Raw genomic sequence first — 23,775 nt, 5'->3', positions numbered from 1 at the left:
TGCCCACGTGTTACTCACCCGTCCGCCGCTAACTGAAGGAAGCAAGCTTCCAACAGTTCGCTCGACTTGCATGTATTAGGCATGCCGCCAGCGTTCGTCCTGAGCCAGGATCAAACTCTCCATAATACTGACCGTCGATTCGCAGCGAATTGCGTCGTCAGTTTCACTCGCTTAGTCGGTCACGTACCTAAGTACGCTCCCTTCTTCGCTCGATCACTTCCTAGCACTTCACTACAACTCAACGCTCAGCGGCATGAAAATTCGATTAGCTCGAGTTTCATTTGCTGGCATCAATTAAGATACTCATTTTGTTTATGTCACTGGCAAGCCAGGCACAAACTGTATTTCGTTAACGTTTTGCTGTTCAGTTTTCAAGGTTCGTGTTGCAGTCGCGTTCTTGACTGTTCTATTACTATATCAGGCACTATTTGAACTGTCAACAACTTTAAACATGTTTTTTCAATTTCTTTTTATTTATTATTGAAATCAATGGTTTCAGAGTTTCGAAAGCAGTTGAATAAATAGATAAAACCGCTCCCCTATTGAGTTTGGGAGCGGTTCATTATTATTTGATATAAATGAAATACAAAATGAAAATCACAAATAACCCGTACATAATCGGATGGATCTCTTTTCGTCTGCCGCTTACTAGCATAGTAATTGGATAGAAAACGAAGCCGATCGCGATTCCTGTTGCGATACTATACGTCAACGGCATAGCGATAATCGTAAAGAATGCAGGCACCGCAATTTCAAAACGTGTCCATTCAATATTACCCAATGTCGATACCATCAACACCCCTACGATAATTAAAGCAGGAGCCGTAACTGCAGGCGTGATGACCAGTAGTAAAGGAGAGAAGAATAAGGCTAGCAAGAACAATAAGGCCGTTACAATAGAAGCAAACCCTGTTCTAGCACCTGCTGCGACTCCCGCAGTTGATTCAATATAAGAAGTAGTTGTGGATGTACCCATTATTGCTCCCGTTACTGTCGCCAATGAATCTGCAAGCAATGCATTACCAGCACGTGGAAGACGATCTTCCTTCATCAGACCTGCTTGCGTAGCTACTGCAACTAGCGTTCCTGCAGTATCAAAGAAGTCTACGAAAAGGAATGTGATGACAATAACAAGGAATTGTGTTGTCATCAATGAACCTGGATCATTGATGATTGCGTCGAATGCAGCGCCGAATGTCGGAGCGACCGATGGGATTTTATCTACTACTTTGTGCGGAATGTCTATTAGACTGACCGCCATACCTAAAACAGTTGTCATAATCATACCGTAGAAAATAGCACCTTTGATTTTCCGCACCATCATTATGATCGTGATTACTAACCCGAAGATTGTTAATAAGGTTGGACCAGCTGTTAAATCACCCAAGCCTACCAACGTGTTTTCATCCCCTACAATGATATTTGCATTTTGCAGACCAAGGAACGTAATGAATAAACCTATACCTGCCCCTACCGCAAATTTCAGTTGTGCGGGTATGGCATTGATGATCATCTCGCGTAAACCAGTTAATGAGAGAACGATAAAGATTAATCCGGAGAACAATACGCCAGTCAATCCCGTTTGCCAAGGAATGCCATACGTCAATACTACTGTGAAAGCGAAGAATGCATTCAATCCCATTCCCGGCGCCAACCCAATCGGATACCTGGCAATTAAGCCCATAAATAAAGTTCCGACAGCAGCCGCAAGTGCCGTTGCAACGAACACGGCGCCTTTATCCATTCGCATGGAATCAGGTAGGTCGGGTACAACGTCTAAAGATAACATGATCGGATTAACCGCTAAAATATATGCCATGGCTAAAAATGTAGTAATTCCACCGATGATTTCACGACGATAGTTAGTGCCTAGTTTCTCAAACTCAAAATATTTTTTCATGGTGACCTTCCTTACTCTTATTGTGTAAAAAGAGGCATGCGAAATGGATTCGCATGCCTCTTTATTAATTCAAATAGAAAGAACTCTTCTATATATTGAATCGTAGTCGAAACATTTACGGTGTTTCGGTAGAGACTTCTAGGCCATATTCCCAGCGTTATACGATCATATTCTGTTGTTTATCTTATTCCCACTCAATAGTGCCCGGTGGTTTTGCTGTAATGTCATAAACTACGCGATTGACTTGGTCAACTTCTGCTGTAATTCGTGTACTGATTTTAGCCAGCACATCAAATGGGATACGAGCCCAGTCAGCTGTCATACCGTCTACAGAATGAACTGCTCTGATTCCGATTGCATAGTCGTACGAACGCTGTTCATTGCGAACACCCACACTACGGATATTCGGTAATACCGCGAAGTACTGCCAGATTGAACGATCTAGGCCAGCTATTGCAATTTCTTCACGCAAAATATAGTCTGCATCGCGAACAATATTGAGCTTATCTTCTGTAATCTCACCAAGTACACGAACTCCAAGTCCTGGACCAGGGAAAGGTTGACGATTAACGATTTCTTCAGGCAAACCAAGCTCTGCTCCAACTGCACGTACTTCATCTTTAAATAATGCACGTAATGGTTCGATTAACTCGAAGTCCATATCTTCAGGCAAACCGCCCACATTATGGTGAGATTTAATAGTTGCTGAAGTTGCAGTACCACTTTCGATAATATCTGCATAGATCGTACCTTGTGCTAAATACTTGATGCCATCCAATTTAGCGGATTCTTCGTCGAATACGTAAATGAATTCATTGCCGATAATTTTACGTTTTTGTTCAGGCTCTGTAATACCTTCAAGCTTCTTCAAGAAACGTTCACGCGCATCCACTTTAATAAAGTTCATGCTGAACTGTTCACTGAAGGTCTTAACGACACTTTCAACTTCGCCTTTACGAAGCAAACCATGATCAACAAAAATACATGTCAATTGATCACCGATTGCACGGTCGATCAGAGCAGCTACTACTGAAGAATCTACGCCGCCACTTAGCGCACAAAGTACTTTACGATCGCCAACCGTTGAACGGATTTTTTCTATTTCAATTTCAATGAAACGATCCATCGTCCAATCGCCCGATGCTTTACAAATTTCAAAAACAAAATTACGTAGGAAATCTTTGCCGTTCTCTGAACGGTGATCTTCTGGATGGAATTGAATCGCATAAACTTGCTGATCATCATTTGAAATTGCTGCAATATTACCAGCAGAGTCTTTTGCAGATGCAATGAAGCCTTCAGGCAATTCCACAACGTTAGAGCTGTGACTTACCCAAACATTTTGTTGCTCTGTTAAACCAGCAAACAATGCAGATGCAGTTTCCACTGTTAACGTCTCTTCTTTATTTTCGCTATTTGTACTCTTTTCTACAGTACCGCCAAAATGATTGACAATTAACTGTGTTCCGTAGCTGATACCCAGCACAGGAATGCCCAATGTGAATATTGCCGGATCGATATCATACGCTTGCTCGTCTCCAACAGATGCTGCACCGCCTGAAAGCACGATACCGACTGGATTCATTTCTTTGATTTCTTCAATAGTTGTTGTATGTGCGTGCAACTCACTATACACACCAAATTCACGAATTGTACGCGTGAAGAGCTGATTATATTTACTGCCGTAATCGAGAACTACAATTTTTTCTTGTCCAGCTAATACAGGAGCGTTTGACAACTGATCCACCTCTTCCAATTTTTTAGTACCATTTCATGACTCAACTACAAAAGACGCGTGAGAAAGTCAACTTTCCACGCGTCTCTTCTATCAAAGAATACAGGTACTACTATTCGATGATAGCTGACGTTCGTTAGTGCAAGATATGTCGAGAGCATTTCTTGCATCATCCGCTACATATTTTACGCATATTTTGTTGAAAAATCAATATGTAGTGCTAATAATTAAATCTTCCCACACTTCATTTAACTTATCCCACTCTTGTGACTGCCAATCATTCCCGTAAATTCCTCTTTCATATGCATTAGTTAAGACTTTCATTCGATTTCCAACAAATCGTTCATCTATAAGTACGGCATAATTTGAGAGTGTCATTGCGGTATCTTTTGGTGCGCCGATACGAGCTAATTGTTGTAACAACTGTGTATATTGCTGTTCAAACTTCTCGCGACCGTTTGGCTGCTTTCTAAGCTGTTGTACACGCCATTTCGGTAACCAATTGCTTCTTCGGCTATACAGTACGATACTTGCAATAATAATTAACGCAAGTAGCAGTGCATAAAGCCACCACTGAGAGAACCACCACGTAAGCTTCTGTTTAAACGCATCAAATAACGGGGATTTATTAATCTTCTTTGGAGCAACTTTCTCTTTTTCCACTTCTGGTTTTATAGGCTGTTTGATCTCCTCTTCTTCCGGATCAACACTTGGAATATCAAATTCAATATCTGTCGGATGTGTAAACCCTAATGTCGGCTCAAATGGCATCCAGCCGATTTCAGGAATATAGGCTTCCACCCAGGAATGCGCCTCATCATTTGTTACGCGATAGACATTTTCCCCTGATGCTTCAATCGCCACCTTACCAGGTGCAAACCCTTTTACCCAGCGTGTTGGTATGCCTGCCGACCGAAGCATGACTGCCATAGACGTTGAAAAATTATCACAATAACCTTTTTTTGTATCAAATAAAAATTGATCCACATAATCTTGGTCATCATCTGGCACAGGAACATTTTGCGTATCATAAACAAAACCATTCTTTTTAAAATACTGCTCAACAGCCTTCACTTTGTCGTAGACAGCAGTTTCGTTTTTCGTGATTGATAACGCAAGTTCTTTGACTCGATCAGGGAAACTCTCTGGAAGTTGGACGAAATGACTCATGTCTTCCGCTACCGTCTCATAGTTCACCATTTCGGGTTCTTGTAATTCAGACATGACATATTCCGGTTGTGTAAACTCCAATTCATACTGATTTACTTTCTCTTGAAGTCCCATCAGTAGATACAATCGGTTTGCAGCAACTTCATGCATTAGATGTAACCCTTCTGGTGAAGAAACCTTGTTGGTTCCATACGGGGTAGCCAAAAACGGGAGTGGTTCCGCAAATAACAACATGGCTTTTGACATTTCACTTTTCTCCGGGAGATCAACCAGATCTTCACCTGTAAATAATAGTTCTTTATTGTTTTCTTGGACTTGCTCCCAACCCTTTGACGTATATGTATCTTTCGTTTCGATACGCCAATACTGTCGTTCATCTACGGTTGCTTCAAACACTAATTGATGATCTTGAACGAACGCGCCACCTAGCTGCGAATCGTCAGGGTCATACCCTGCGCTTGCTAGCCCTTTGTCGGAATCATTATCTTCTACTCCACTTAACGATAATAAGTACGGTACAGGATCAGGCCAAGCAGGAGGATGTACTGGTGCATTTTTTGAAAGCAACCCAACAGACACAACAATCAGTAATACCGGCAATGAAAGGAGAAGTAGTCGTTTCGGACGAAGTGACAACGCTCCATCATCCGACAATTTAATCAATGTTAGGTACCCTATGATTAATAAGCCCACAATCATAATTCTGACAATCGAGGAAGTTGCATCATATGGAGTGAACGTATCCAAGATGGAGACAAAAACTACCGTAAAACCGAAAAACATCATCATACTACGTCGAACTTCAATCCAGTGACGAAGTAAATAAGCTATCATCCAAACTAGCGTAAACAATAATAACGTACGGAATAAATTCGATAATTCACCAAGATCTCCTTGGATCAGAAATAGGATGTTCCGCTGTACGTCTGCTACTATTTCGCCTGTCGTCTGTATAGATATCCATAATCGATCAAGATACATATAATGTATAGCCCATAACACATAAAAGATCTGAACCGCGCCACTGATCCACCATGGCAGTCGAAGTAATGCCAATGTGAAAAAAAGCACCAAATAGATAATGAATAAAGAAGGATGTCCAAAATCAGTTAAATCCATAATGGGGATAAACCATTCCCATAGCAATACGGTGCTGAGTGCGTACAAAAAAATAAGCACTTTCCAATCCAATGTTTGTTTCTTCATAGAGTCACCGCCTTATTTAAAGCCGACGAACGATTTGACGGATAGATTAATTTCACAGTAATACCAAGCGTTTTCACTTGCTTAACAATAGGTTCTAGTGTTTTCGCAGCCTTTTCATCTGCCATCATGACAAAGCAAGTTATTGTGGAAGCCTTACGCGTATGCGTCAACAGATTACGAATGAACTCCATGCGAAGATTACCTGTAATAAGCAACAAGGCACCTTCAGATATGGTTTTCTCTACCGGTAACTTAATCTTTTGTATGTCTTCAGATTGAATTTTGGCGAGGTGCACTAAAGCTTGCCGTGTCTGATCAGCGGATTGTATTAACGGAAAAACTTTCGGATGATCACTAGCTGTCATCATGGTCAGCTTGGATTGATTCTGTCTGGCGGATGCAACAATTGATGCAGCAAACTCCACCGCATCTTCAAATGTTTCGGATGTTCCACAATCCAGTACCAATGTATATTGTTCGGATCGCTGTTCGTCAAATTCCTTCGTCATTAATTTCGAAGTACGTGCAAACGACTTCCAATGAATCCAAGACATTCGATCACCTGGCGCATATTCCCTGACGCTCGATGATGTAGTGGCCTCCTTTGCCAGCATATACGCGGAAAGTTGCTGACCACCACTCGTCCCATTCGATCCTGATTCATAGACGATCGTTGTTATACTTGGATAGACCAAAAAATTATCTCGAACGGTAAACACTTTTCTTTTTTGAATCCAATTAAAAAAATCCACTACTTCTATTGTCACTTCCGGCAAAGTATATTCTCCACGTTGAACATTCTTAAGCAAATAGGTGTACTCATACGTCTTTCGAAATCCTAGAAGCGTGATGTTCCGTTCGACTTTTTCGCGTTTAGCGTGCACTCGTTTATCCATAAGAACAACATAAAGTAAAGGGAAGGGTAGTTTCCTTTTTAGAACTACCCGAATGGATACTTGTCCATTTCTCGTAACATGGTGTTGATCGATATGTCGTGCAATAGTTATATCACGTAACGGATAGAAGAAGAGAAGCACGGAGTACGTTACGAAAGGTATTAGCGTGTAGAAAACAAACCAGCTAACGAAACTCCCTTGAAATTTCGCAAAGGCATACGCAGCCGCACCAATGACAATAACACCTGCGAAGCGTCCGAATGATTGCAACTGCTTCATAAAGAAGCCGACCTGCGCATGACCGGAACTTCTAGACGATCAAGAATACGGCTAATGATTGCCTCTGCATCAATTCCTTCGTATTTTGCTTCAGGGCGAAGTATCATTCGATGGATAAATGCGTACGTCACTAAATATTGCACATCGTCCGGCAACACGAACGTCCGTCCTTTTATGAATGCATAGGCCTGACATGCTTTCATTAGTGCCATCGAGCCACGTGGACTCACGCCTAATGAAACTGATTCATGCTGACGAGTGGCATCTGCACAATCCACAATATAAGAAACAATCGTATCGTCTACCGCAACTTCTCGCACATGATGTTGTAATTCAAGTAATTCATCCACTGTTAGAATAGCCTCGATCTCGTCGATTGGCGTTTGCCTTTCTGCTCTTTTTAATAATTCTATCTCTTGTTGCTTCGTCGGATAACCCATCTTTAATTTGAAAATAAAGCGATCTAACTGAGCTTCTGGCAGAGGGTATGTTCCCTCATATTCAATAGGATTTTGTGTCGCCATAACGAAAAATGGTTTCGGTAATTGAATAGTCGTTCCATCTACTGTAATCGAAGCTTCTTCCATTCCTTCTAACAACGCAGCTTGTGTTTTCGGTGATGTCCGATTAATTTCATCCGCCAATATAATGTTTCCTATTAAAGGTCCTGGACGAAATTCGAATTGCATTGTCTGAGGATTGTAAATAGATACGCCCGAAACATCCGACGGCAATAAATCCGGTGTGAATTGAATCCGCTTAAACTGTGCGCCAATTGAGGTAGCCAGCGCTCTTACTAGCATCGTCTTACCGACACCCGGCACATCTTCCAATAACACATGCCCCCCTGCGAGTAAGGCGGTCAAACTTAATTCTGCTATATCCCTTTTTCCCACAATAACTTTTTCTACGTTGTTCAATACCCGTTCGATCCATTGTGCATGCATAGTTGTTCTCCCCCGTCACGAACTGAATCCGCCTTTTATATGTGACTATCATACCTGAAACACATAACTCCGACAAACAGAAAAACTGCCGACCCTTTGTCTTTAAAAAGGTCGGCAGTTTTCATTTCCAAAATTCATCAAATATTGTAATCGGCAAGTGTCGTTTATGGGCTGATTTTAAATAATGTGCTTCTATTTGCTTGCGCGCTTCATCTGACACTTCTTTGCCTTCGAGGTAATCATCAATTTCATCGTATGATACACCTAATGCCACTTCGTCCGGAATCGCAGGTTTATTACCTTCTAGATCGGCTGTAGGGATTTTATTGTATAAATGCGGAGGACATTCTAGCGCCTCCAATAATTGTTTCCCTTGGCGCTTATTCAAACGGTAGATGGGCATAAGATCGGCTGCCCCGTCACCAAATTTCGTGTAGAAACCAGTAATAGCTTCTGCAGCGTGATCCGAACCAAGAACGACGGCGTGATGAACAGCAGCTACGGAATATTGTACCTTCATACGTTCACGCGCTTTTTCATTTCCTTTATCAAAATCCGTAATATGAATACCAGCATTAATCATAGTTCGTTCACTGGCATCTACAGCATCTTTAATATCGACTGAATAGACAACAGACGGTCTGATGAAACGCAATGCATCTTGACAGTCGTCTTCGTCAAATTGCACACCGTACGGTAAACGGATCGCATAAAAGCGGTACTTTTCTTCTCCCGCTTCTTCATTCAACTCATCAATCGCCATTTGCGCCAGCTTTCCAACTAATGTGGAGTCTTGGCCACCGGAAATACCGAGGGTGAATCCCAGTAGAAATGTATTCTTTTTCAAATACGCCTTCATGAAATCAATGGAAGTCCGGATCTCTTGCTGCGGGTCGATTTCCGGCTTCACACGTAATGTCTGGATAATTTCTTGCTGCAATGTCAACGCTTCCACTTCCTTTTTATTGTTTTGTATAATTTTCGACCATTTCATGCACTTCTTCAATATTCCGTCTTTTATTGTCCCAACACTTTTGACTAAGATCAACAGGATACTCTTCAGGATTTAATGATCGTTTATATTCTTCCCAAAGTAGAGAAAGGTTTTGTTGTGCATATTCTCGAATTTCATAGACAGAAGGGTTTTTATAAATAACTTCTCCATCCTGAATAACTTTCTCATGTAAGTTTACGGCTTCAAAATTCGTTACAAACTTCGAGATGAACGTATGAACAGGATGGAACATTTTGATACGTTCTTCCTTTGTTGGATCCTCGTCGTGCATCGTAATATAGTCGCCTTCCGCTTTACCATTTTCAAGATCAATGATTCGGTACAGTTTTTTACGTCCAGGTGTTGTTACTTTTTCTACGTTTGCTGAGATTTTAATCGTATCCTCCATCTCGCCATCGCTCGTTTCAATAGAAACAATTTTATAGACTGCTCCGAGTGCCGGCTGATCGTATGCCGTAATTAACTTCGTACCGATACCCCAAATGTCTACTTGTGCTCCTTGTGCTTTCAAGTTCAAAATTGTGTACTCGTCCAAATCATTGGATACAACAATTTTCGCGTCCGGGAAACCTGCTTCATCCAACATACGGCGAGTTTCTTTTGACAAGAATGCAATATCACCGCTGTCTAGTCGCACTCCGATGAAGTTAATGCTGTCACCAAGCTCTTTTGCTACTTTAATAGCTGTCGGAACACCAATTTTTAATGTATTGTACGTATCCACCAAGAATACGCAGTCTTTATGACGCTCTGCATAGACTTTAAATGCCGTGTACTCATCTTTATAAGCTTGGACAAACGAATGCGCATGTGTACCTGAAACATCCAATCCAAATAATTTTCCTGCACGGACGTTACTCGTAGATTCTACACCGCCAATAACAGCTGCCCGGGCGCCCCAAACTGCGGCATCCATTTCATGTGCACGTCGGCTACCGAACTCCATCACGATATCATCTTTCACTACTTGCTTGATACGGCTCGCTTTAGTGCTGATCAACGTTTGATAGTTCACGATATTCAATAATGCTGTCTCGATTAATTGTGCTTCTATAAGATTTGCTTCAATCCGAATAATTGGTTCATTCGCAAAAACGAGTTCTCCCTCTTTCATGGAGTAAACGTCTCCGGTGAAACGGATGTCTTTCAAATAGTCTAGGAAATCATCCGCGAATCCTAGTTCTTCACGTAAATAGGCTAGGTCGCTTTCAGTGAATGAGAAATTCTCAAGATATGTCAAGATATGTTCAAGGCCAGAAAATACTGCATAGCCGTTGCCGAATGGAATTTTTCTGAAATATACTTCGAATACTGCTTTCCGTTCGTGAATACCATCTGCCCAGTATGATTCTGCCATATTGATCTGGTACAGGTCTGTGTGTAACGCTAAGCTGTCGTCTTTGTATGATGAAGTCATAGTCGTCTCCTTCTTCCGCTGCAATAATACTGTCATTATACACTATTTTCCCTATTTCTCAGTAAAGTAATCATCAAGTGGTGAATTGTCTTGAGAAATTGGATTTTAAGTATAAGTGTGTTGGCACTGTTGTTTTCCAATACTAAATGTTAATGCATTAGAAAAAAGCTAATTTCCGATAGTTGTCGGAAATCAGCTTCTTTCTCACGTAATTATTTTACATCCGTTTCTTGTAAAGGTTCTGATCTTCAAAACCACTCAATAGCATAAAGAGTTTCTTGCGTTAGCAATCTTCTATAACAATATACGTCGCTTTGACCGGTCCGTGTACGCCAATGACTAAGTTCATTTCAATATCGGCGGAGTTGCTTGGGCCTGTGATGAAGTTGATGCAGGACGGAACTTTCTCGCCGTTGTTGAGTTTTTCCCGAATCATGTCTGATGCTTGGGTGATTCTTGGGACTAGTGTACTTTTTGGTATTAGGGCAATATAGTGTGTTGGGAGTAGGCTGACGGAACGTCCTTTGTCTGGGCTACTGAATAGTACGACGGTGCCTGACTCGGCTAGTGTCATGTCGCTGAAGGTGATGCCGATATTTGCTTGCTCGGCCAATTCAATATTCTTCTCCCCAAGTGAAGTGTCCCAACTATTGACTTCAATTTGTTGTGAAGGCCAATCAGTTTCTAGCAGCTTAGATAATCCGTATTCCGCAAAACGTTCGTCTTTCCATAAGGATAACGGTCCGCCACCGTAGGCTTTTACTACTTCATCAAGCGCAGCTGGGAGCGCCTCTTTTGTTGTTTCAACGATGTCTGTATGGATCTGCTCACATTGAACACGTAATACTTCTAGTAACTCATCAATTGAAGCGTTTGCAAGCACTGTGCGTTGAGGCTGATGTTTCCATTCGGGCTTTTCTACTTGTGCCTTCTGCTCACGACCTAATTGTGTCGCAATATTTCCAAGAAAAGCATCACGATTTTGAATTGTTCCTGTCATACTTATTTGCCCCCTTTCTGATCATAAAACCAGTCTCGGAAACGTGTATTTCCAACAGCCGGGAACTCCCGTAGATCCGTCCATTCCTTTAACGGACCGGGCCCTTTTGAGATACGATCATTTTTAGTCAATGGCTTCATTGCAGTGGATGCAACTTTCGCACCCATCGAGTACAACGGGTTTGAAGAAGCACCTATTCCAAACGCTTTCATCGCAAGTCTTTCCGATATTGGGGAGCGACCTTCTTCTTCTACAATGATACGGCGATGAGTATGAAGTAGTTCGTGAAGAGGGATTTTTACTGGACAAGCATCTGTGCACGCTCCACATAATGTAGAAGCGAACGGCAACTCCTTGAAGTCATCGTATCCTCCAAGCAATGGAGATAGTACCGCACCGATCGGACCAGAATAGATGGAGCCGTAAGAGTGTCCGCCAATATGCCGGTAGACAGGGCATACGTTAACACATGCAGCACAACGGATACATTGCAGTACGGACTGGAATTCCGTTCCTAATATTTCAGAACGTCCGTTATCGACTATCACTAAGTGAAACTCTTCAGGTCCATCTATATCTCCTTCATCGCGAGGACCTGTTAATGCCGTTACATAACTTGTTAATTTTTGTCCTACTGCACTTCGTGTCAATAAACTAACTAGCACTTCGAATTCTTCAAAGGAAGGTACTACCCGTTCCATCCCCATGACGGTAATTTGGGTTTTTGGCAACGCGGATACAAGTCGCGCATTGCCTTCATTGGTTACAAGACTAATAGAGCCAGTTTCAGCTATAGCAAAGTTGCATCCTGTAATACCGATATCCGCATCTAGAAATTCCTGACGCAGTTTTTCCCGTGCATGCAAAGCTAATTCTTCGGGTTTGGATGTATTATGATAATCTAATTTCTCCGCGAACACTTCGCGGATTTGTTCTCTGTTTTTATGAAGAGCTGGTGCTACGATGTGGGACGGTGGGTCATGGTCGTCTACTTGTAGAATATACTCGCCTAAATCCGTCTCGATTACTTCACATCCAGCTTCTTCTAAAACAGCATTCAAATTAATCTCTTCCGTTACCATAGATTTTGACTTCACAACTTTTTTGCCATCTTTTTCTTTGATAACATTACGAACATAGTTACTCGCTTCTTCAGCGGTTTTGGCAAAGAAGACATGGCCGCCACGCTCTGCTACATTTTCACTTAGCTGGTATAAATAAAAGTCTAGATTTTCTAGAACATGCTGACGAATTTCTTCTCCATGCGAACGCCATTCTTCCCAACTGCCCAATTCTTCCGCGGCATCCAATCGTCTACCATGCAAACGCTCCTGAGCACTTGCCACTGCTTGTCTCATAAAATCGTCTGCTATATTGTCTTTTGTTCGATCCGTAAAATTTTTCTTGCTGAATTTCATCGACATACTTATCACCTCACTTTTATTTACTCGTGGCTATTTAATACTTGTGCGATGTGCATTACACGGATCGGCTTACCGACCCGTTCTGCACGCCCTCCAATATTCATCAGGCAACCACAGTCCGCTCCAATTAAATAATCTGCTTCTGTCGCCATGGCACTATTGACTTTCTCATCTACCATTTGTTCCGAAATATCTCCCATCTTGACGGAGAACGTCCCACCGAAACCACAGCAATTATGCGCGTTTGGTAGCGGGATCATTTCGAGACCTTCCACCTGATCCAATAGTTTTCTAGGTTCTTCACTGGCACCTAGTAATCTCGTCATATGGCAAGAGGGATGATAAGTCGCTTTTCCTGTCAATTTTGCTCCTACATTTTCGACTTGCAAAACATTCACAAGAAACTGTGTGAATTCATACGTTTTATCCGCTAGCTTCTGTGCTCGTGGTAACCAATTCGGATCGTCTTTAAAGACGTCCGGGTACAATTTAAACATTGTCGCACATGATCCAGAAGGTGTAACTACGTATTCAGCGTCCTCAAACGTCTTAATCATATTCTTCATAGCTGACTTTGAACTTTCAACATATCCACTGTTATAGGCAGGTTGTCCGCAACATACCTGTCCTTTGGGAAATGACAACTCACAGCCTTGTCTCTCCAATACTTCCACCATGTCTTTGCCTGCGTCTGCATAAAACATATCAACCAAACATGTTATAAATAAGCTAACCTTCATCCCTTTCACCTCTTCGCAATATCTTTATAGTCAACAGGTCATCAGATGACTAACTTTTTACATAGCATACTATACTTATCCTTCCATTAACAGAGCATTCATTCATTATTATTAAAAAATTCACTCAACGTATAGTGAGTGAACAGTGTTATTCATGTACCGACTGCCAATATGTCGTTAACACAGACTCTACATTCAACAAGTGGGCTTGCATGGTACTAGCCGCTTTTTCTGGTTGCTGTGATTGAATAGCTAAAAAGATCGCCTCATGTTCATCGTGTAAACGCTCTACTGTTGCTGTTTCTGTGTAGAGACAAATGCGACGCGTCTCTCTCATCGATTCACTCATCAACTCGGCTACTTGACTTAATAAGTTTAGCAATAACGGATTTTTTGTTGCTTCTGCGATGGCAAAATGAAAGTCCAGATCCGCTTTTTCTCCCAGTAGAATATCTCCGGCATGCTCCTTCATTTCATGAAGCGCCGTTTCCATTTTCTCCAAATCATCTGCTGTACGTGATTCCGCTGCATTCGCCGCCGCTCCGGTCTCCACTATTTTTCTTACAGCCAATAAGTGTTGAATATCCTGTTGATTCATAAGCATGGCACTTTGCAGAGGAAAGATTAGATCGACAGAAGAGAACTCCTTGACGTATGTACCCTCTCCCTGACGCATTTCAATCAGTCCTCTAGCACGTAATGTAGATAAGGCTTCACGGATTGTAGATCTGCCAACGGTAAAGTTTTCAGCCAGTTGCTGTACAGAGTCCAATTTGTCACCCGGTTTTAACTCTCCCGACTGTATAGAGTTCAATAAACTATCTGCTACTTCTTCATATATTTTCTTTGGTTTAATTTGCTTATATTTCATCTTGCTCACTCCGTCCTATCACTAACCCAGCTTATCTTCTCTAATTGTAATAAACTTTGCTTACAATCCTTGCCATCGCGGTAGCCTGATAAACTTCCGTCTTTTGCAATAACACGGTGACAGGGTACTACAATCAACACGGGGTTTTTACCTATTGCAGATGCCACCGCACGAACAGAAGATACATTTCCTATACGTTCCGCTATATTTGAATATGTACGAGTTTCCCCATACGGTATTTGTTGAAGGGCTTGCCATACTTGTTGCTGAAATAGTGTCCCTTTTAAATCGAAGGAAACCGTTGGGAAGTTCGTTATTGTACCTGATAAGTACTCTTTCAACTCACTTATATAGACTGTTAACTTCGTTTTGTCTTCTATTAATCCTTCCGTATCAGAGCGTTTCAACCATTCCTTTAATCGCTCTACACTATCGTCAGCCATTCCGACATAGCACAGTCCCTTTTCCGTAGCTGCCAGTGTCACTAGCCATTCATTAAATTCAAATTGTGTCCAATACACCAAAATATTCACTCTCCTTCATCCGAATAGTTTTAAGCCCACAGCCCCTAGAATAATGAGCGAAAGAAAGAAAAGACGTTTGAGGCTGGCGGATTCTTTGAAAATCAATATTCCCATCAACACGGCTCCAGCTGCTCCAAATCCTGTCCAAACCGCATAAGCTGTGCTCATCTGAATTTCTCTCATCGCAAGTGACAAGAAAATAAAGCCGAAGCCAAATACCCCTACAATGAGAAATAATCGTTTAATGGAACGCTTTTGCAAGTAATAATTGATACTCATTACACCGAAAATTTCACCGAGACTGGCAATAGCTAGATACACCCATGCCATTATCAGCCACCTCCTTCTGCATCCACCTGATCATCGTCCGTTGTAAGCTTAATGCCAACTACGCCAATGACAATCAAACCGATGAACGATAGCGTAACCCATGTGAACGCTGCATGAAAGACGAATATATCCACTAATAGGATAGCGGCGGCGCCGGATCCTGTAAAGACTGCATACACCGTACCCGAAGGCAATTTTTCACAAGCCTTAATAATGAAATAAAAACTAAAGATAATGGCCACACCGGTTCCAGTCCATTGGAGTACTGTGTCAGAGTACCGAAGACCGACTACCCAGAGGATTTCTATAACTGCCGCCAATACGACGTAACTCCAAGCCATAAGGAAGACTCCCCCCATCGTGATGCGTATCTAGTAAGTATAGCAAATATTTTACTGAAACAAAAAAATCATCTGATCGCACTTTAAAGGAAGCTTGCATCTAGTATATCTGCATGATAGAATAAATTCGTCAACAGTTTTGCCTATATTGCGAATATTCTTATCGAGAGAGACGGAGGGATAGGCCCAGAGATGTCTCAGCAACCAGCCACAGGCACGGTGCTAAATCCAAGGGTGACAATCACCTTGAAGATGAGAATATTGTATACACTTGTATGTTCGAGGGCCTATTCGAAAAGAAGAGGTTCTTTTTTATTTTTTCTAGGGGGATGGATATTCATGACAAACAACGGATTAGAAACAAGACTAGTACAACTTGGCAACCATAGCGATGAGAAAACCGGCGCAGTCAACACACCAATTTACTTGTCAACAGCTTATCATCATCAAGGACTAGGCAAGTCAACAGGGTATGATTACACACGCACAAAAAATCCAACACGTTCTGTTTTAGAAGAAGGAATTGCAAACTTGGAATCAGGAGATCAAGGATTCGCATGTAGCTCTGGGATGGCTGCCATTCAACTAATATTATCTTTATTTAAGGCTGGTTCAGAATTATTGGCGCCTGAAGACTTATACGGCGGCACGTATCGCTTATTTAATCAATATGAAGAAATGTATAATGTGAAGACTCGTTACCTTTCGTTCAATGATGTAGCAGAAGTCGAGCAAGCGATTACGGATCAAACAAAAGCGATTTTCCTAGAAACACCTACGAACCCGCTAATGCAAAATATAACAATCCGTACGTATGCGGAATTGGCTCAAAAGCATAATGTATTGTTGATCGTCGACAACACATTCTTGACACCTTATTTCCAGCGCCCAATCGAAGAAGGCGCAGATATTGTCATCCATAGTGCAACAAAATATATCGGTGGACATAATGATGTGCTAGCAGGTCTTGTCGTCGCTAAGGGTGAAGAATTATGTGAACGGTTATTTACAAACCACAATGCAATCGGTGCTACATTGTCCCCTCTTGATTCATGGCTTGTTGTACGCGGTTTAAAGACACTGCACTTACGCATGAAACAACATGACGCAAATGCAAAGGCGATGGTATCATATTTAGAACAAGAACCTCTTATTGTAGATGTGCTCTACGCAGGAATCGGTGGTATGTTGTCATTCCGAGTGCAGAACAGTGAGTGGGTTGGACCATTCCTAGAGAGTATGAATCTAATTTCATTTGCGGAGAGTTTAGGAGGAGTCGAAAGCTTCATCACGTATCCAACTACGCAGACGCATATGGATATTCCATTGGAAGAACGTAATCGTCGCGGAGTAGATGACCGACTGCTGCGTTTCTCAGTGGGCGTGGAAGACGTGGAAGATTTAATTGCAGATGTGAAACAAGCACTTTACGCTGCAAAAGAGGTAGTAGAAGGTGTCAAAGTACAATAATGTATGACCAACAGCTTAAACAGTCAATTTCATTTTGACGGTTCAAGCTGTTTTTGATTTGATCGAAATAAAACGAATAACTTCATTAGTTAGACGTTAAAGTATATAATAGAATGAGAAATACGAATACAATTGGAGGCGGCTTTAATGAAACGATTAGAAAATAAAGTAGCAGTAGTAACAGGTGCCGGATCTGGTATTGGACGAGAAATCGCTGAACTATATGCCCGTGAAGGTGCAAAACTGATCATTGCAGATATGAATATGGAAGGTGCAGAAGAAACTGTCCAGACTATCATAAGTGCAGGCGGTGAGGCTCTTGCGGTTAAAACAAACGTTACCATTGAAGAAGATGTACAAAACATGATTGATACAGCTGTTGAGCAATTCGGCACACTGGATATTCTAGTAAACAATGCGGGGATCATGGACAATATGTACTCTGCTGCTACAGTAACTGATGATGTATGGGACAAAGTTTTGGCAATCAACACAACAGGAGTAATGCGGGCAACTCGTAAAGCACTAGCTATATTCGAAGAGAAAAAAGCAGGTGTTATCGTTAATATGGCATCTATTTCAGCGGTCACTGGCGGACGTGGCGGTCTCGCATATACGGCGTCAAAACACGCAGTTGCAGGTATGACAAAAAGTGTCGCCTCTCAATTTGGCCCATTAAACATACGCTGTAATGCAATTGCTCCCGCACAAATACCGACCAACATTACAAACAGTTTAGTTCAACCTGATGAATTCGGTATGAAGCAAGCATTAAGAGGTGTAAATATGATGAGTCGTCCTGGAACGAAGGAAGAAATCGCTAATATTGCGCTATTCCTAGCTTCAGATGAATCCTCTTATGTCAACGGTGTCGTAATGGAAGCTGACAACGGTTGGTCTGCATATTAAAATATCATTATCTACTTACATGCAAAAAAGCATCCAAAGTTTGGATGCTTTTTCTTTATTAATGAACTTGTTGCCACTTTTTCTTTTCACTTGAATAGACGACCGCTGCCGGTGCTGCTATAAACGCAAGTGCGGCCATTCCCGCGAACATCCCAGCGAACTCTTTACTGCCAAATGAAAATCCCGCTACTGCACCTAATATAATTCCTGCAATTACCGCTGACGCAACAATCTTATACATAGTAGATCCCCGACCTTTCAATTGTAAGACGCGATCGTCTCTCTGATTCATTCGTTGCTTTTAGCATACTCTCATTGAGAACCTTTTTCAAGTACAATTGAGAATCTTTTTCAACTAATAATAAATTATACTGTTAGTGTATGTTGGTGCGGTAATTTAAAGTACAAAAAAACCGTCAAGGCACATTACGCCCTGACGGTTGAACTAGTGTTTATTTTTCTAGTATTTTTAGTGACTCGCGATTAAATGCCGGTATATCATCTGGTGTACGGCTTGTTACGAGTTGGTTCTGGCAGACGACGACTTCTTTGTCAGCATACTTTGCACCCGCATATTCCATATCTACGCGAATAGATGTATAACCTGTTGCATCGCGTCCTTCAAGTGCTTTTGCCGTAATAAGCAATTGCGGTCCATGACAGATTGCGAATACCGGTTTATCTGCATCCATGAATTCTTTAACGAACTTCACGAAACGATCATCTGCACGTAAAATATCCGGTGAGAACCCACCAGGGATAAATAATGCATCATAATCAGATGATTTAGCATCATCAATCGCTTTATCGATTTTCACTTTTGTGTTTTCCTTCATACCGGTGACTTCTGATCCTGCTTCCGCACCGATCACTTCTACTTCATGGCCAGCTTCCTTATACGCTTTCGCCGGTTTCATGTATTCCGAGTCTTCAAACATATCTCCTAGTACTGTTGCAATTTTAGCCATAATGCTTAACACTCCTTAATGTGATGTTCTGTATATACTATTCCACCACTATAAAGAGTCTAAACATCGTTACCCTAGATCTAGCTCTCCCTCAGCGTCCAAATGAGCAGAAATATTCGTTGCATCTTTGGAGAAAACATACTTACGAATACCGACATAGATTTCTGTCCCAGCATACGCTGTGCCTATTTTTATACGTCCGTCTTCACTAGTACGAACCACTGTTTTGACAGGACTTTCAGAACCTGCCTCTTGCAGTGATACTTCCAATCGTGCATAAATTTCCCCACCTCTGCAAACGCCTTTTATCTTAATGGTTTCATCCGCCGTTAAATTACTATGGTAAACACCTTTGGAAACTACATCAATATGTCCGCAACTATACAAAGTGCTATTAATGGCATATGGAACAATCAATTTAATATTCGGAGAGCTTTCTGTATCATATAGCTGAATGAGAATATACGCATCCTCAATCAATTGTTCAAACTCCCCCATGTTTTGAAGATTCTCATTGAGCGGATTAATAAACAAATCGTATAAACGATCCGCAACGTGGACCCACTCTTCATCTACTTTGTCCTTTTGTTCACGAACTCTCTGGATGAACTTCTTATTCACGTCTTCAAACTGGGCATATCGTTTCTCCATCAATATAGAAATCAAACGCTTGAGTTCTGATGGGCTTAGTTCTGCTTCTCCATGGCCACGAATAATAAAAACCTGATTGACTGCTTCTTTGATTTGTACAAGCATATCTGTCACATTTTTAATCAAAGTAGCTAATTCACTTACAATTGCTTCCTGCTTACCTACACTTATAGTGGAAGACAGCACATTGCCTTTCACCATGGTAGTCTTCATAGCATGTATTTCAGCCTTCGTAACTGAACCGCCAACAAAGACACTACCTGTTGCACCAACAAACATGGAAGGTAAGACGTTGCCCCCAATACGAACATCGCCTTCAAAACGTATATTTCCACTTTCGAGACTAACTTCTCCCGGATGATTAAACTCATTATTCACATCGATTTTCACCAATCGATCACGCCAATCCAACACGGGTTTTCCAGAAATTAACGTTACAATATCTTCTTGTACTTGCTTCACATTTTTTCCGGTCCGTAACACAATATCGCGGACTGGTTTTACAGGAATCGGCCTTCCAAGCAAGCTTTGACCAGGCGTACCAGCAACAGGTGCAATATGTGTCGCAATTACTTGTCCTTCTTTCACATTAGTAATTGCATTCATTTCTCTAAAATCTACTTTTTCTTCGCTGTCCGGATCGAATTCTTCATAGCGTATATGTACTTCCAAATCCCCATCTGTCCCTGCAACGGGTAGTGTTCCCTTTGCTACAATCAACTCGTATGGCTTATCTACTTCTGTCACTTTTTTGATTGCGGGGAATAGGATTCCCTGCTGAACACCCATCATTTTCAATTCATCAACAATTGCTTGTGGTTTCAGATCATTGGTATACTCAATCGTCTCGTCTACGCGAATTGCCAATCTTGATGACCATGACGTATCGACTAAAGAACGCTTGACTCGCTTTCCCGGCGTGAAAGAAAGTAAGGCAATCATGTCCTTCTCCATCAATTGAATAGTGAATTTCGGGGCGACGACTTCATCCTGAATGGTTATATTCACTTGATCTTCGGGTTGAATAAGTACTGGTTCTAATCGTAATTCACCATTGATTGTTAAGATTGCTTGGTCATTTGGTATAACAGATGGTAAGCGACCTTCCCCGAATTGAAATTGAATTTCACCGTTTTGAATTCTAGCACTGCTTATATTCTGTTCGGACTTTACAGGTGATTTTTCTTGCACAGCCGATTGTTCAATTTTTGGTGTTGAATGAGTGAGTTTCTCCATATCCAGTCCATCTAATAATGCTGCAAGTTCCTCTACTTTAGAAAGTTGACGTTTAATAGGCTTATTTTCTGCCATGCTTTCTTTACCTGAAACTTTTATTTCTGCCATGACTTTACGCAACCCCATTAAACGTCGTCCTGGATTGGTGAGAATCTCCACATGCACTTGTTGACGAGTCAGCTCTAAAATATCAAGAGCTTGTTGTACCGCGTCTTCGACTGTATTCGCCTGAACTGTTACTACTTTTCTCATCACACCCACCCCCGCCTATAATACTACTACTTTTATAGTATCACACCGGGACCTCCGCATTAAAAAAATATTCCAATAATAACTAGTATGGCTATAATAAAAGATCCAATTTGTCCTATTACCGCAGCAGTGATGACTGGCTTTTTTTGAAAGACATCAATTAAATCAATATCTTCACGTAGTTGTTTTACTTCTTTGCGCAATTCATCTACTTCTTGATGTAAGGTATTGATTTCCTGTGTCTGTCTGATGATAAGTTCCTTTTTTTCTGAGCTGTTTTCATGCTGTTCCATACATGATCACTCCTTATCTTTTCACTTCTATACGTTCTATAGTACGTTTTGGTTTCATGAAAAAGAATAACCTTCCATTTGCATTTTCACTTTTACAGGTGTAAGATAAATCTACAAGCTGTATTGTTCGTATGACATTAAGTTTTAACCTTTAAGCTGTAAAAGGGAGTTTATTACGAAACGGAAATGGCATGCTGGATTCCTTTTTAGCAACCCAGACATACAGGAACGTTTTCCGCAAACACCCACTTTGAGGAGTGGTGGTTTAAAACTTTCTATGACAACGTACGGCAAACACGGCTTACATAACGTAGAAAAAACCTTCCATCTTGTATGGAAGGTTTTTTATTTTGAATGTATATACGTTATTACGCTACACTACGACAAGCGTCCGCACACTTACGGCATGCTTCAGCACATTGTTGGCAATGTTCATGATCATGCTTGCCACACTCTTCTGCACACTGTTCACAAATCTCAGCACATAACTGCAAAATTTTATCCGTAAATGGACTTTGGCGAGTAATCGCTTGAATTGCATATGTACAGATATCCGCACACTCACGATCCAAGCGTATACAGTCTGCCATCATACCTACGTCTTCTTCTTTTAAACACGCATCAAAACAATGGTTACAAGCCTTGACGCAATCCTCTAATACAGCTAACACGTCTTCGTATTTTTGATTCATTCAAACGCCTCCAATTAGTAGTTTTATACATCCTCTTCCCTCCCTTTTTAAAATTAAACAGCCAACATGTATTTCTTATTTATTGAAAGCATTTTCATTTCTCCGTTATACTGTATAGTAATCAACAAAATAGAAAATGATGAGGTGTTTGAATTGAAACTATTTAAATGGACAGGCCCACTAGAAGAAACAGGTAACTTACCAGAAGAAGCGCGTGCATCATTAATGAATAATGATGAAGAAGTGCTCGTGCTTCAAGAAGCGGAAACGACAACTCTCGACCATGCCGTCGAATACGATATTTTAGATCAAAGCGGAGATTTACCATCTGGTCGTTTCGCAGTATTAAACAATATTCCTGTAACAGAAGAAGGTAGAGAAACGTTTGAACAGCGCTTCAATAATCGTGCGCGTCTTATAGAGGCAGAACCAGGATTCGTAGCAATCCGTGTATTGCGACCTGTACACTCCGACACATATGTGATCTTAACTATGTGGGAAGACGAACAGTCCTTCAAAAACTGGCAAGAGTCGCAAGCTTATGGAAAAGCACATGCAAAGCGCGGCACAAAAGAAGGCGTCGATCAGCGTCCTAATATTTTCTCTGGACCTTCATTTGTAACGACATATAAAAAGTAAGTATAAATAATGGATATCTGCAAAGACTACTCATGAAGTTAAAACAATGATGAGGAGAGTGTTTTTGTGGGTATTTTAGATGGTAATCCAAAAGATCAGCCTTTACATTACGGAGAAGTTACAGCCATTTGGTCATTTATGGGTGCGAATAATGGACTAATCAGTGGGTATGAAGCTTTTGTTAATCATGCTGGTGACGAAGATCTGATTCAACTACTAGAAGAAGCTATCAAAACTATGAAAGCCGAGAATAAAGACTTTGGCAAAGTATTGAAAGCCAATGGAATCACACCGCCTCCTGCCCTTCCGGAAAGACCAAAAGCAAATGCCGAGGAAATTCCTGCTGGTGCACGCTTTATGGATCCCGAAATCAGTGGAGCTATATCAATTAACGTAGGTCAGGGATTAGTCTCATGCAGCATGGCAATGGGTCAATGTTTACGTGAAGATGTTGCGACACTGTTTGCCAAATGCCATATGGAAAAAGTAGCATTCGGTGCCAAATTATTAAGCTTAAATAAATCAAAGGGTTGGATCATTCCTCCACCACTACATTTAAACTAATCATCATATAACTTCGTCAAGCGCATATCGCTGGCGAAGTTTTTTTAGTATGAATAGATTCTGTATTTTTACTCATTCTAACTAAGTAAATGAAATTCATCTAAATGGTAGGAAGGATGTGGATTACCATGAAAAAACGGAAGCCTGAGAGAAAACTGCAAGTACAACCTGTACAACTTGATAAGCCGCATCGGCTAGATAATATGGAGTTCGGTGAGGAGTTTACTTTCGATCAGAAACGCCAGCCACCAGCTAACTTGGAAAATCAAGAGCGACGTAACCATAGAAAGTAATAAGAGCTTTCAA

24 protein-coding genes, 1 rRNA gene, 1 other RNA gene and 2 riboswitches are annotated in these 23,775 nt (G+C 41.3%); of the genes, 6 read left to right on the top strand and 20 right to left on the bottom strand.

Features of this window, described 5'->3' with window-relative positions:
• The 15 genes from CSV76_RS10505 to CSV76_RS10435 all read right to left on the bottom strand — a co-directional run.
• A 16S ribosomal RNA gene (locus CSV76_RS10505) occupies window positions 1-126 on the bottom strand; the annotation flags it as partial.
• Window positions 127-565: 439 nt separating this feature from the next.
• Window positions 566-1,900: an NCS2 family permease gene (locus tag CSV76_RS10500; protein ID WP_085427167.1), complete on the bottom strand. Its 1,335-nt coding sequence runs from the start codon at window positions 1,898-1,900 to the stop codon at window positions 566-568.
• Window positions 1,901-1,983: 83 nt separating this feature from the next.
• A riboswitch (purine riboswitch) is annotated at window positions 1,984-2,085 on the bottom strand.
• Complete coding sequence (guaA, locus tag CSV76_RS10495; protein WP_085427168.1) at window positions 2,085-3,638, bottom strand: glutamine-hydrolyzing GMP synthase; 1,554 nt, start codon at window positions 3,636-3,638, stop codon at window positions 2,085-2,087. It overlaps the preceding riboswitch by 1 nt.
• 204 nt (window positions 3,639-3,842) lie before the next feature.
• The gene (locus tag CSV76_RS10490; protein WP_085427169.1) at window positions 3,843-6,011 is read right to left on the bottom strand and encodes a transglutaminase-like domain-containing protein; all 2,169 of its coding nucleotides are present in this window, start codon (window positions 6,009-6,011) and stop codon (window positions 3,843-3,845) included.
• Window positions 6,008-7,186: a DUF58 domain-containing protein gene (locus CSV76_RS10485; RefSeq protein WP_085427170.1), complete on the bottom strand. Its 1,179-nt coding sequence runs from the start codon at window positions 7,184-7,186 to the stop codon at window positions 6,008-6,010. The genes CSV76_RS10490 and CSV76_RS10485 overlap by 4 nt, the downstream gene beginning before the upstream one ends.
• Window positions 7,183-8,133 carry an AAA family ATPase gene (locus CSV76_RS10480; protein WP_099625541.1) on the bottom strand — a complete coding sequence of 317 codons (951 nt, stop codon included), beginning with the start codon at window positions 8,131-8,133 and terminating at the stop codon, window positions 7,183-7,185. Before CSV76_RS10480 ends, CSV76_RS10485 begins: the two co-directional genes overlap by 4 nt.
• Window positions 8,134-8,254: 121 nt before the next feature.
• On the bottom strand, window positions 8,255-9,079 hold the full coding sequence (nadE, locus tag CSV76_RS10475) for an ammonia-dependent NAD(+) synthetase (protein WP_099625547.1): 825 nt from the start codon (window positions 9,077-9,079) through the stop codon (window positions 8,255-8,257).
• Window positions 9,080-9,095: 16 nt separating this feature from the next.
• A complete protein-coding gene (locus CSV76_RS10470; RefSeq protein WP_099625540.1) occupies window positions 9,096-10,565 on the bottom strand; it encodes a nicotinate phosphoribosyltransferase in 1,470 nt (489 codons plus the stop codon).
• A gap of 283 nt (window positions 10,566-10,848) precedes the next feature.
• Window positions 10,849-11,565 carry a LutC/YkgG family protein gene (locus CSV76_RS10465; protein ID WP_085427173.1) on the bottom strand — a complete coding sequence of 239 codons (717 nt, stop codon included), beginning with the start codon at window positions 11,563-11,565 and terminating at the stop codon, window positions 10,849-10,851.
• Between the two features lie 2 nt (window positions 11,566-11,567).
• Window positions 11,568-12,989 carry a LutB/LldF family L-lactate oxidation iron-sulfur protein gene (locus CSV76_RS10460; RefSeq protein ID WP_085427174.1) on the bottom strand — a complete coding sequence of 474 codons (1,422 nt, stop codon included), beginning with the start codon at window positions 12,987-12,989 and terminating at the stop codon, window positions 11,568-11,570.
• Window positions 12,990-13,009: 20 nt separating this feature from the next.
• Window positions 13,010-13,729: a (Fe-S)-binding protein gene (locus CSV76_RS10455; protein WP_085427175.1), complete on the bottom strand. Its 720-nt coding sequence runs from the start codon at window positions 13,727-13,729 to the stop codon at window positions 13,010-13,012.
• 148 nt (window positions 13,730-13,877) lie between these two features.
• Window positions 13,878-14,600, bottom strand: coding sequence for a FadR/GntR family transcriptional regulator (locus CSV76_RS10450; protein ID WP_099625539.1), 723 nt, complete (start codon window positions 14,598-14,600; stop codon window positions 13,878-13,880).
• Window positions 14,601-14,605: 5 nt separating this feature from the next.
• Window positions 14,606-15,121 (bottom strand): methylated-DNA--[protein]-cysteine S-methyltransferase, encoded by a 516-nt coding sequence (locus tag CSV76_RS10445; protein WP_369823322.1) that lies wholly within the window; start codon window positions 15,119-15,121, stop codon window positions 14,606-14,608.
• An 18-nt stretch (window positions 15,122-15,139) separates the two neighbouring features.
• Window positions 15,140-15,454, bottom strand: coding sequence for a DMT family transporter (locus tag CSV76_RS10440; protein ID WP_085427177.1), 315 nt, complete (start codon window positions 15,452-15,454; stop codon window positions 15,140-15,142).
• Between the two features lie 2 nt (window positions 15,455-15,456).
• Window positions 15,457-15,795: a DMT family transporter gene (locus CSV76_RS10435; protein ID WP_099625536.1), complete on the bottom strand. Its 339-nt coding sequence runs from the start codon at window positions 15,793-15,795 to the stop codon at window positions 15,457-15,459.
• A 157-nt stretch (window positions 15,796-15,952) separates the two neighbouring features.
• Window positions 15,953-16,054, top strand: a riboswitch (SAM riboswitch).
• An 80-nt stretch (window positions 16,055-16,134) separates the two neighbouring features.
• On the opposite strand from CSV76_RS10435, the gene CSV76_RS10430 reads away from it, so the two are divergent.
• Both CSV76_RS10430 and CSV76_RS10425 read left to right on the top strand, forming a co-directional pair.
• Window positions 16,135-17,265: a methionine biosynthesis PLP-dependent protein gene (locus CSV76_RS10430; RefSeq protein ID WP_085427179.1), complete on the top strand. Its 1,131-nt coding sequence runs from the start codon at window positions 16,135-16,137 to the stop codon at window positions 17,263-17,265.
• A gap of 147 nt (window positions 17,266-17,412) precedes the next feature.
• A complete protein-coding gene (locus tag CSV76_RS10425) occupies window positions 17,413-18,174 on the top strand; it encodes a glucose 1-dehydrogenase (protein WP_085427180.1) in 762 nt (253 codons plus the stop codon).
• Window positions 18,175-18,232: 58 nt separating this feature from the next.
• Here CSV76_RS10425 and CSV76_RS10420 read toward each other — a convergent pair whose 3' ends face one another.
• The 4 genes from CSV76_RS10420 to CSV76_RS10405 all read right to left on the bottom strand — a co-directional run bounded on the left by CSV76_RS10420 (window position 18,233) and on the right by CSV76_RS10405 (window position 21,574).
• Window positions 18,233-18,466 (bottom strand): hypothetical protein, encoded by a 234-nt coding sequence (locus tag CSV76_RS10420; protein WP_143560825.1) that lies wholly within the window; start codon window positions 18,464-18,466, stop codon window positions 18,233-18,235.
• Between the two features lie 160 nt (window positions 18,467-18,626).
• Entirely contained in the window at window positions 18,627-19,142 is a 516-nt protein-coding gene (locus CSV76_RS10415) for a type 1 glutamine amidotransferase domain-containing protein (protein ID WP_085427182.1), read from the bottom strand.
• Between the two features lie 69 nt (window positions 19,143-19,211).
• A complete protein-coding gene (locus tag CSV76_RS10410; RefSeq protein ID WP_099625535.1) occupies window positions 19,212-21,281 on the bottom strand; it encodes a flagellar assembly protein A in 2,070 nt (689 codons plus the stop codon).
• 59 nt (window positions 21,282-21,340) lie between these two features.
• Window positions 21,341-21,574, bottom strand: coding sequence for a hypothetical protein (locus CSV76_RS10405; RefSeq protein ID WP_085427184.1), 234 nt, complete (start codon window positions 21,572-21,574; stop codon window positions 21,341-21,343).
• A 112-nt stretch (window positions 21,575-21,686) separates the two neighbouring features.
• On the opposite strand from CSV76_RS10405, the gene ssrS reads away from it, so the two are divergent.
• Window positions 21,687-21,881: non-coding RNA, 6S RNA (gene ssrS, locus CSV76_RS10400), on the top strand.
• Between the two features lie 61 nt (window positions 21,882-21,942).
• Here the strand turns inward: ssrS and CSV76_RS10395 are convergent.
• The gene (locus CSV76_RS10395; protein ID WP_099625534.1) at window positions 21,943-22,266 is read right to left on the bottom strand and encodes a four-helix bundle copper-binding protein; all 324 of its coding nucleotides are present in this window, start codon (window positions 22,264-22,266) and stop codon (window positions 21,943-21,945) included.
• Between the two features lie 153 nt (window positions 22,267-22,419).
• On the opposite strand from CSV76_RS10395, the gene CSV76_RS10390 reads away from it, so the two are divergent.
• The 3 genes from CSV76_RS10390 (at window position 22,420) to CSV76_RS17310 (ending at window position 23,762) form a co-directional block, all read left to right on the top strand.
• Window positions 22,420-22,905, top strand: a complete 486-nt coding sequence (locus CSV76_RS10390) for an antibiotic biosynthesis monooxygenase family protein (RefSeq protein WP_304442267.1) — start codon at window positions 22,420-22,422, stop codon at window positions 22,903-22,905.
• Between the two features lie 66 nt (window positions 22,906-22,971).
• Window positions 22,972-23,469, top strand: coding sequence for a DUF3231 family protein (locus tag CSV76_RS10385; RefSeq protein WP_085427186.1), 498 nt, complete (start codon window positions 22,972-22,974; stop codon window positions 23,467-23,469).
• A 128-nt stretch (window positions 23,470-23,597) separates the two neighbouring features.
• Window positions 23,598-23,762 (top strand): hypothetical protein, encoded by a 165-nt coding sequence (locus CSV76_RS17310; protein WP_158232788.1) that lies wholly within the window; start codon window positions 23,598-23,600, stop codon window positions 23,760-23,762.
• Window positions 23,763-23,775 lie beyond the last annotated feature (13 nt).

This window comes from Sporosarcina sp. P17b, assembly GCF_002743115.1.
GTDB classification, from domain to species: Bacteria; Bacillota; Bacilli; order Bacillales_A; family Planococcaceae; genus Sporosarcina; species Sporosarcina ureae_C.
Note: the sequence above shows the minus strand (reverse complement) of the source record. Positions and strands in the feature narration are given on the sequence as shown.

Coding starts and splice junctions, on each gene's coding strand:
- CSV76_RS10500 (WP_085427167.1), bottom strand. CDS start 1,900: ATGAAAAAATATTTTGAGTTTGAGAAACTAGGCACTAACTATCGTCGT.
- CSV76_RS10490 (WP_085427169.1), bottom strand. CDS start 6,011: ATGAAGAAACAAACATTGGATTGGAAAGTGCTTATTTTTTTGTACGCA.
- CSV76_RS10485 (WP_085427170.1), bottom strand. CDS start 7,186: ATGAAGCAGTTGCAATCATTCGGACGCTTCGCAGGTGTTATTGTCATT.
- CSV76_RS10480 (WP_099625541.1), bottom strand. CDS start 8,133: ATGCATGCACAATGGATCGAACGGGTATTGAACAACGTAGAAAAAGTT.
- CSV76_RS10470 (WP_099625540.1), bottom strand. CDS start 10,565: ATGACTTCATCATACAAAGACGACAGCTTAGCGTTACACACAGACCTG.
- CSV76_RS10465 (WP_085427173.1), bottom strand. CDS start 11,565: ATGACAGGAACAATTCAAAATCGTGATGCTTTTCTTGGAAATATTGCG.
- CSV76_RS10460 (WP_085427174.1), bottom strand. CDS start 12,989: ATGTCGATGAAATTCAGCAAGAAAAATTTTACGGATCGAACAAAAGAC.
- CSV76_RS10455 (WP_085427175.1), bottom strand. CDS start 13,729: ATGAAGGTTAGCTTATTTATAACATGTTTGGTTGATATGTTTTATGCA.
- CSV76_RS10450 (WP_099625539.1), bottom strand. CDS start 14,600: ATGAAATATAAGCAAATTAAACCAAAGAAAATATATGAAGAAGTAGCA.
- CSV76_RS10440 (WP_085427177.1), bottom strand. CDS start 15,454: ATGGCATGGGTGTATCTAGCTATTGCCAGTCTCGGTGAAATTTTCGGT.
- CSV76_RS10435 (WP_099625536.1), bottom strand. CDS start 15,795: ATGGCTTGGAGTTACGTCGTATTGGCGGCAGTTATAGAAATCCTCTGG.
- CSV76_RS10430 (WP_085427179.1), top strand. CDS start 16,135: ATGACAAACAACGGATTAGAAACAAGACTAGTACAACTTGGCAACCAT.
- CSV76_RS10425 (WP_085427180.1), top strand. CDS start 17,413: ATGAAACGATTAGAAAATAAAGTAGCAGTAGTAACAGGTGCCGGATCT.
- CSV76_RS10420 (WP_143560825.1), bottom strand. CDS start 18,466: ATGAATCAGAGAGACGATCGCGTCTTACAATTGAAAGGTCGGGGATCT.
- CSV76_RS10415 (WP_085427182.1), bottom strand. CDS start 19,142: ATGGCTAAAATTGCAACAGTACTAGGAGATATGTTTGAAGACTCGGAA.
- CSV76_RS10410 (WP_099625535.1), bottom strand. CDS start 21,281: ATGAGAAAAGTAGTAACAGTTCAGGCGAATACAGTCGAAGACGCGGTA.
- CSV76_RS10405 (WP_085427184.1), bottom strand. CDS start 21,574: ATGGAACAGCATGAAAACAGCTCAGAAAAAAAGGAACTTATCATCAGA.
- CSV76_RS10395 (WP_099625534.1), bottom strand. CDS start 22,266: ATGAATCAAAAATACGAAGACGTGTTAGCTGTATTAGAGGATTGCGTC.
- CSV76_RS17310 (WP_158232788.1), top strand. CDS start 23,598: ATGAAAAAACGGAAGCCTGAGAGAAAACTGCAAGTACAACCTGTACAA.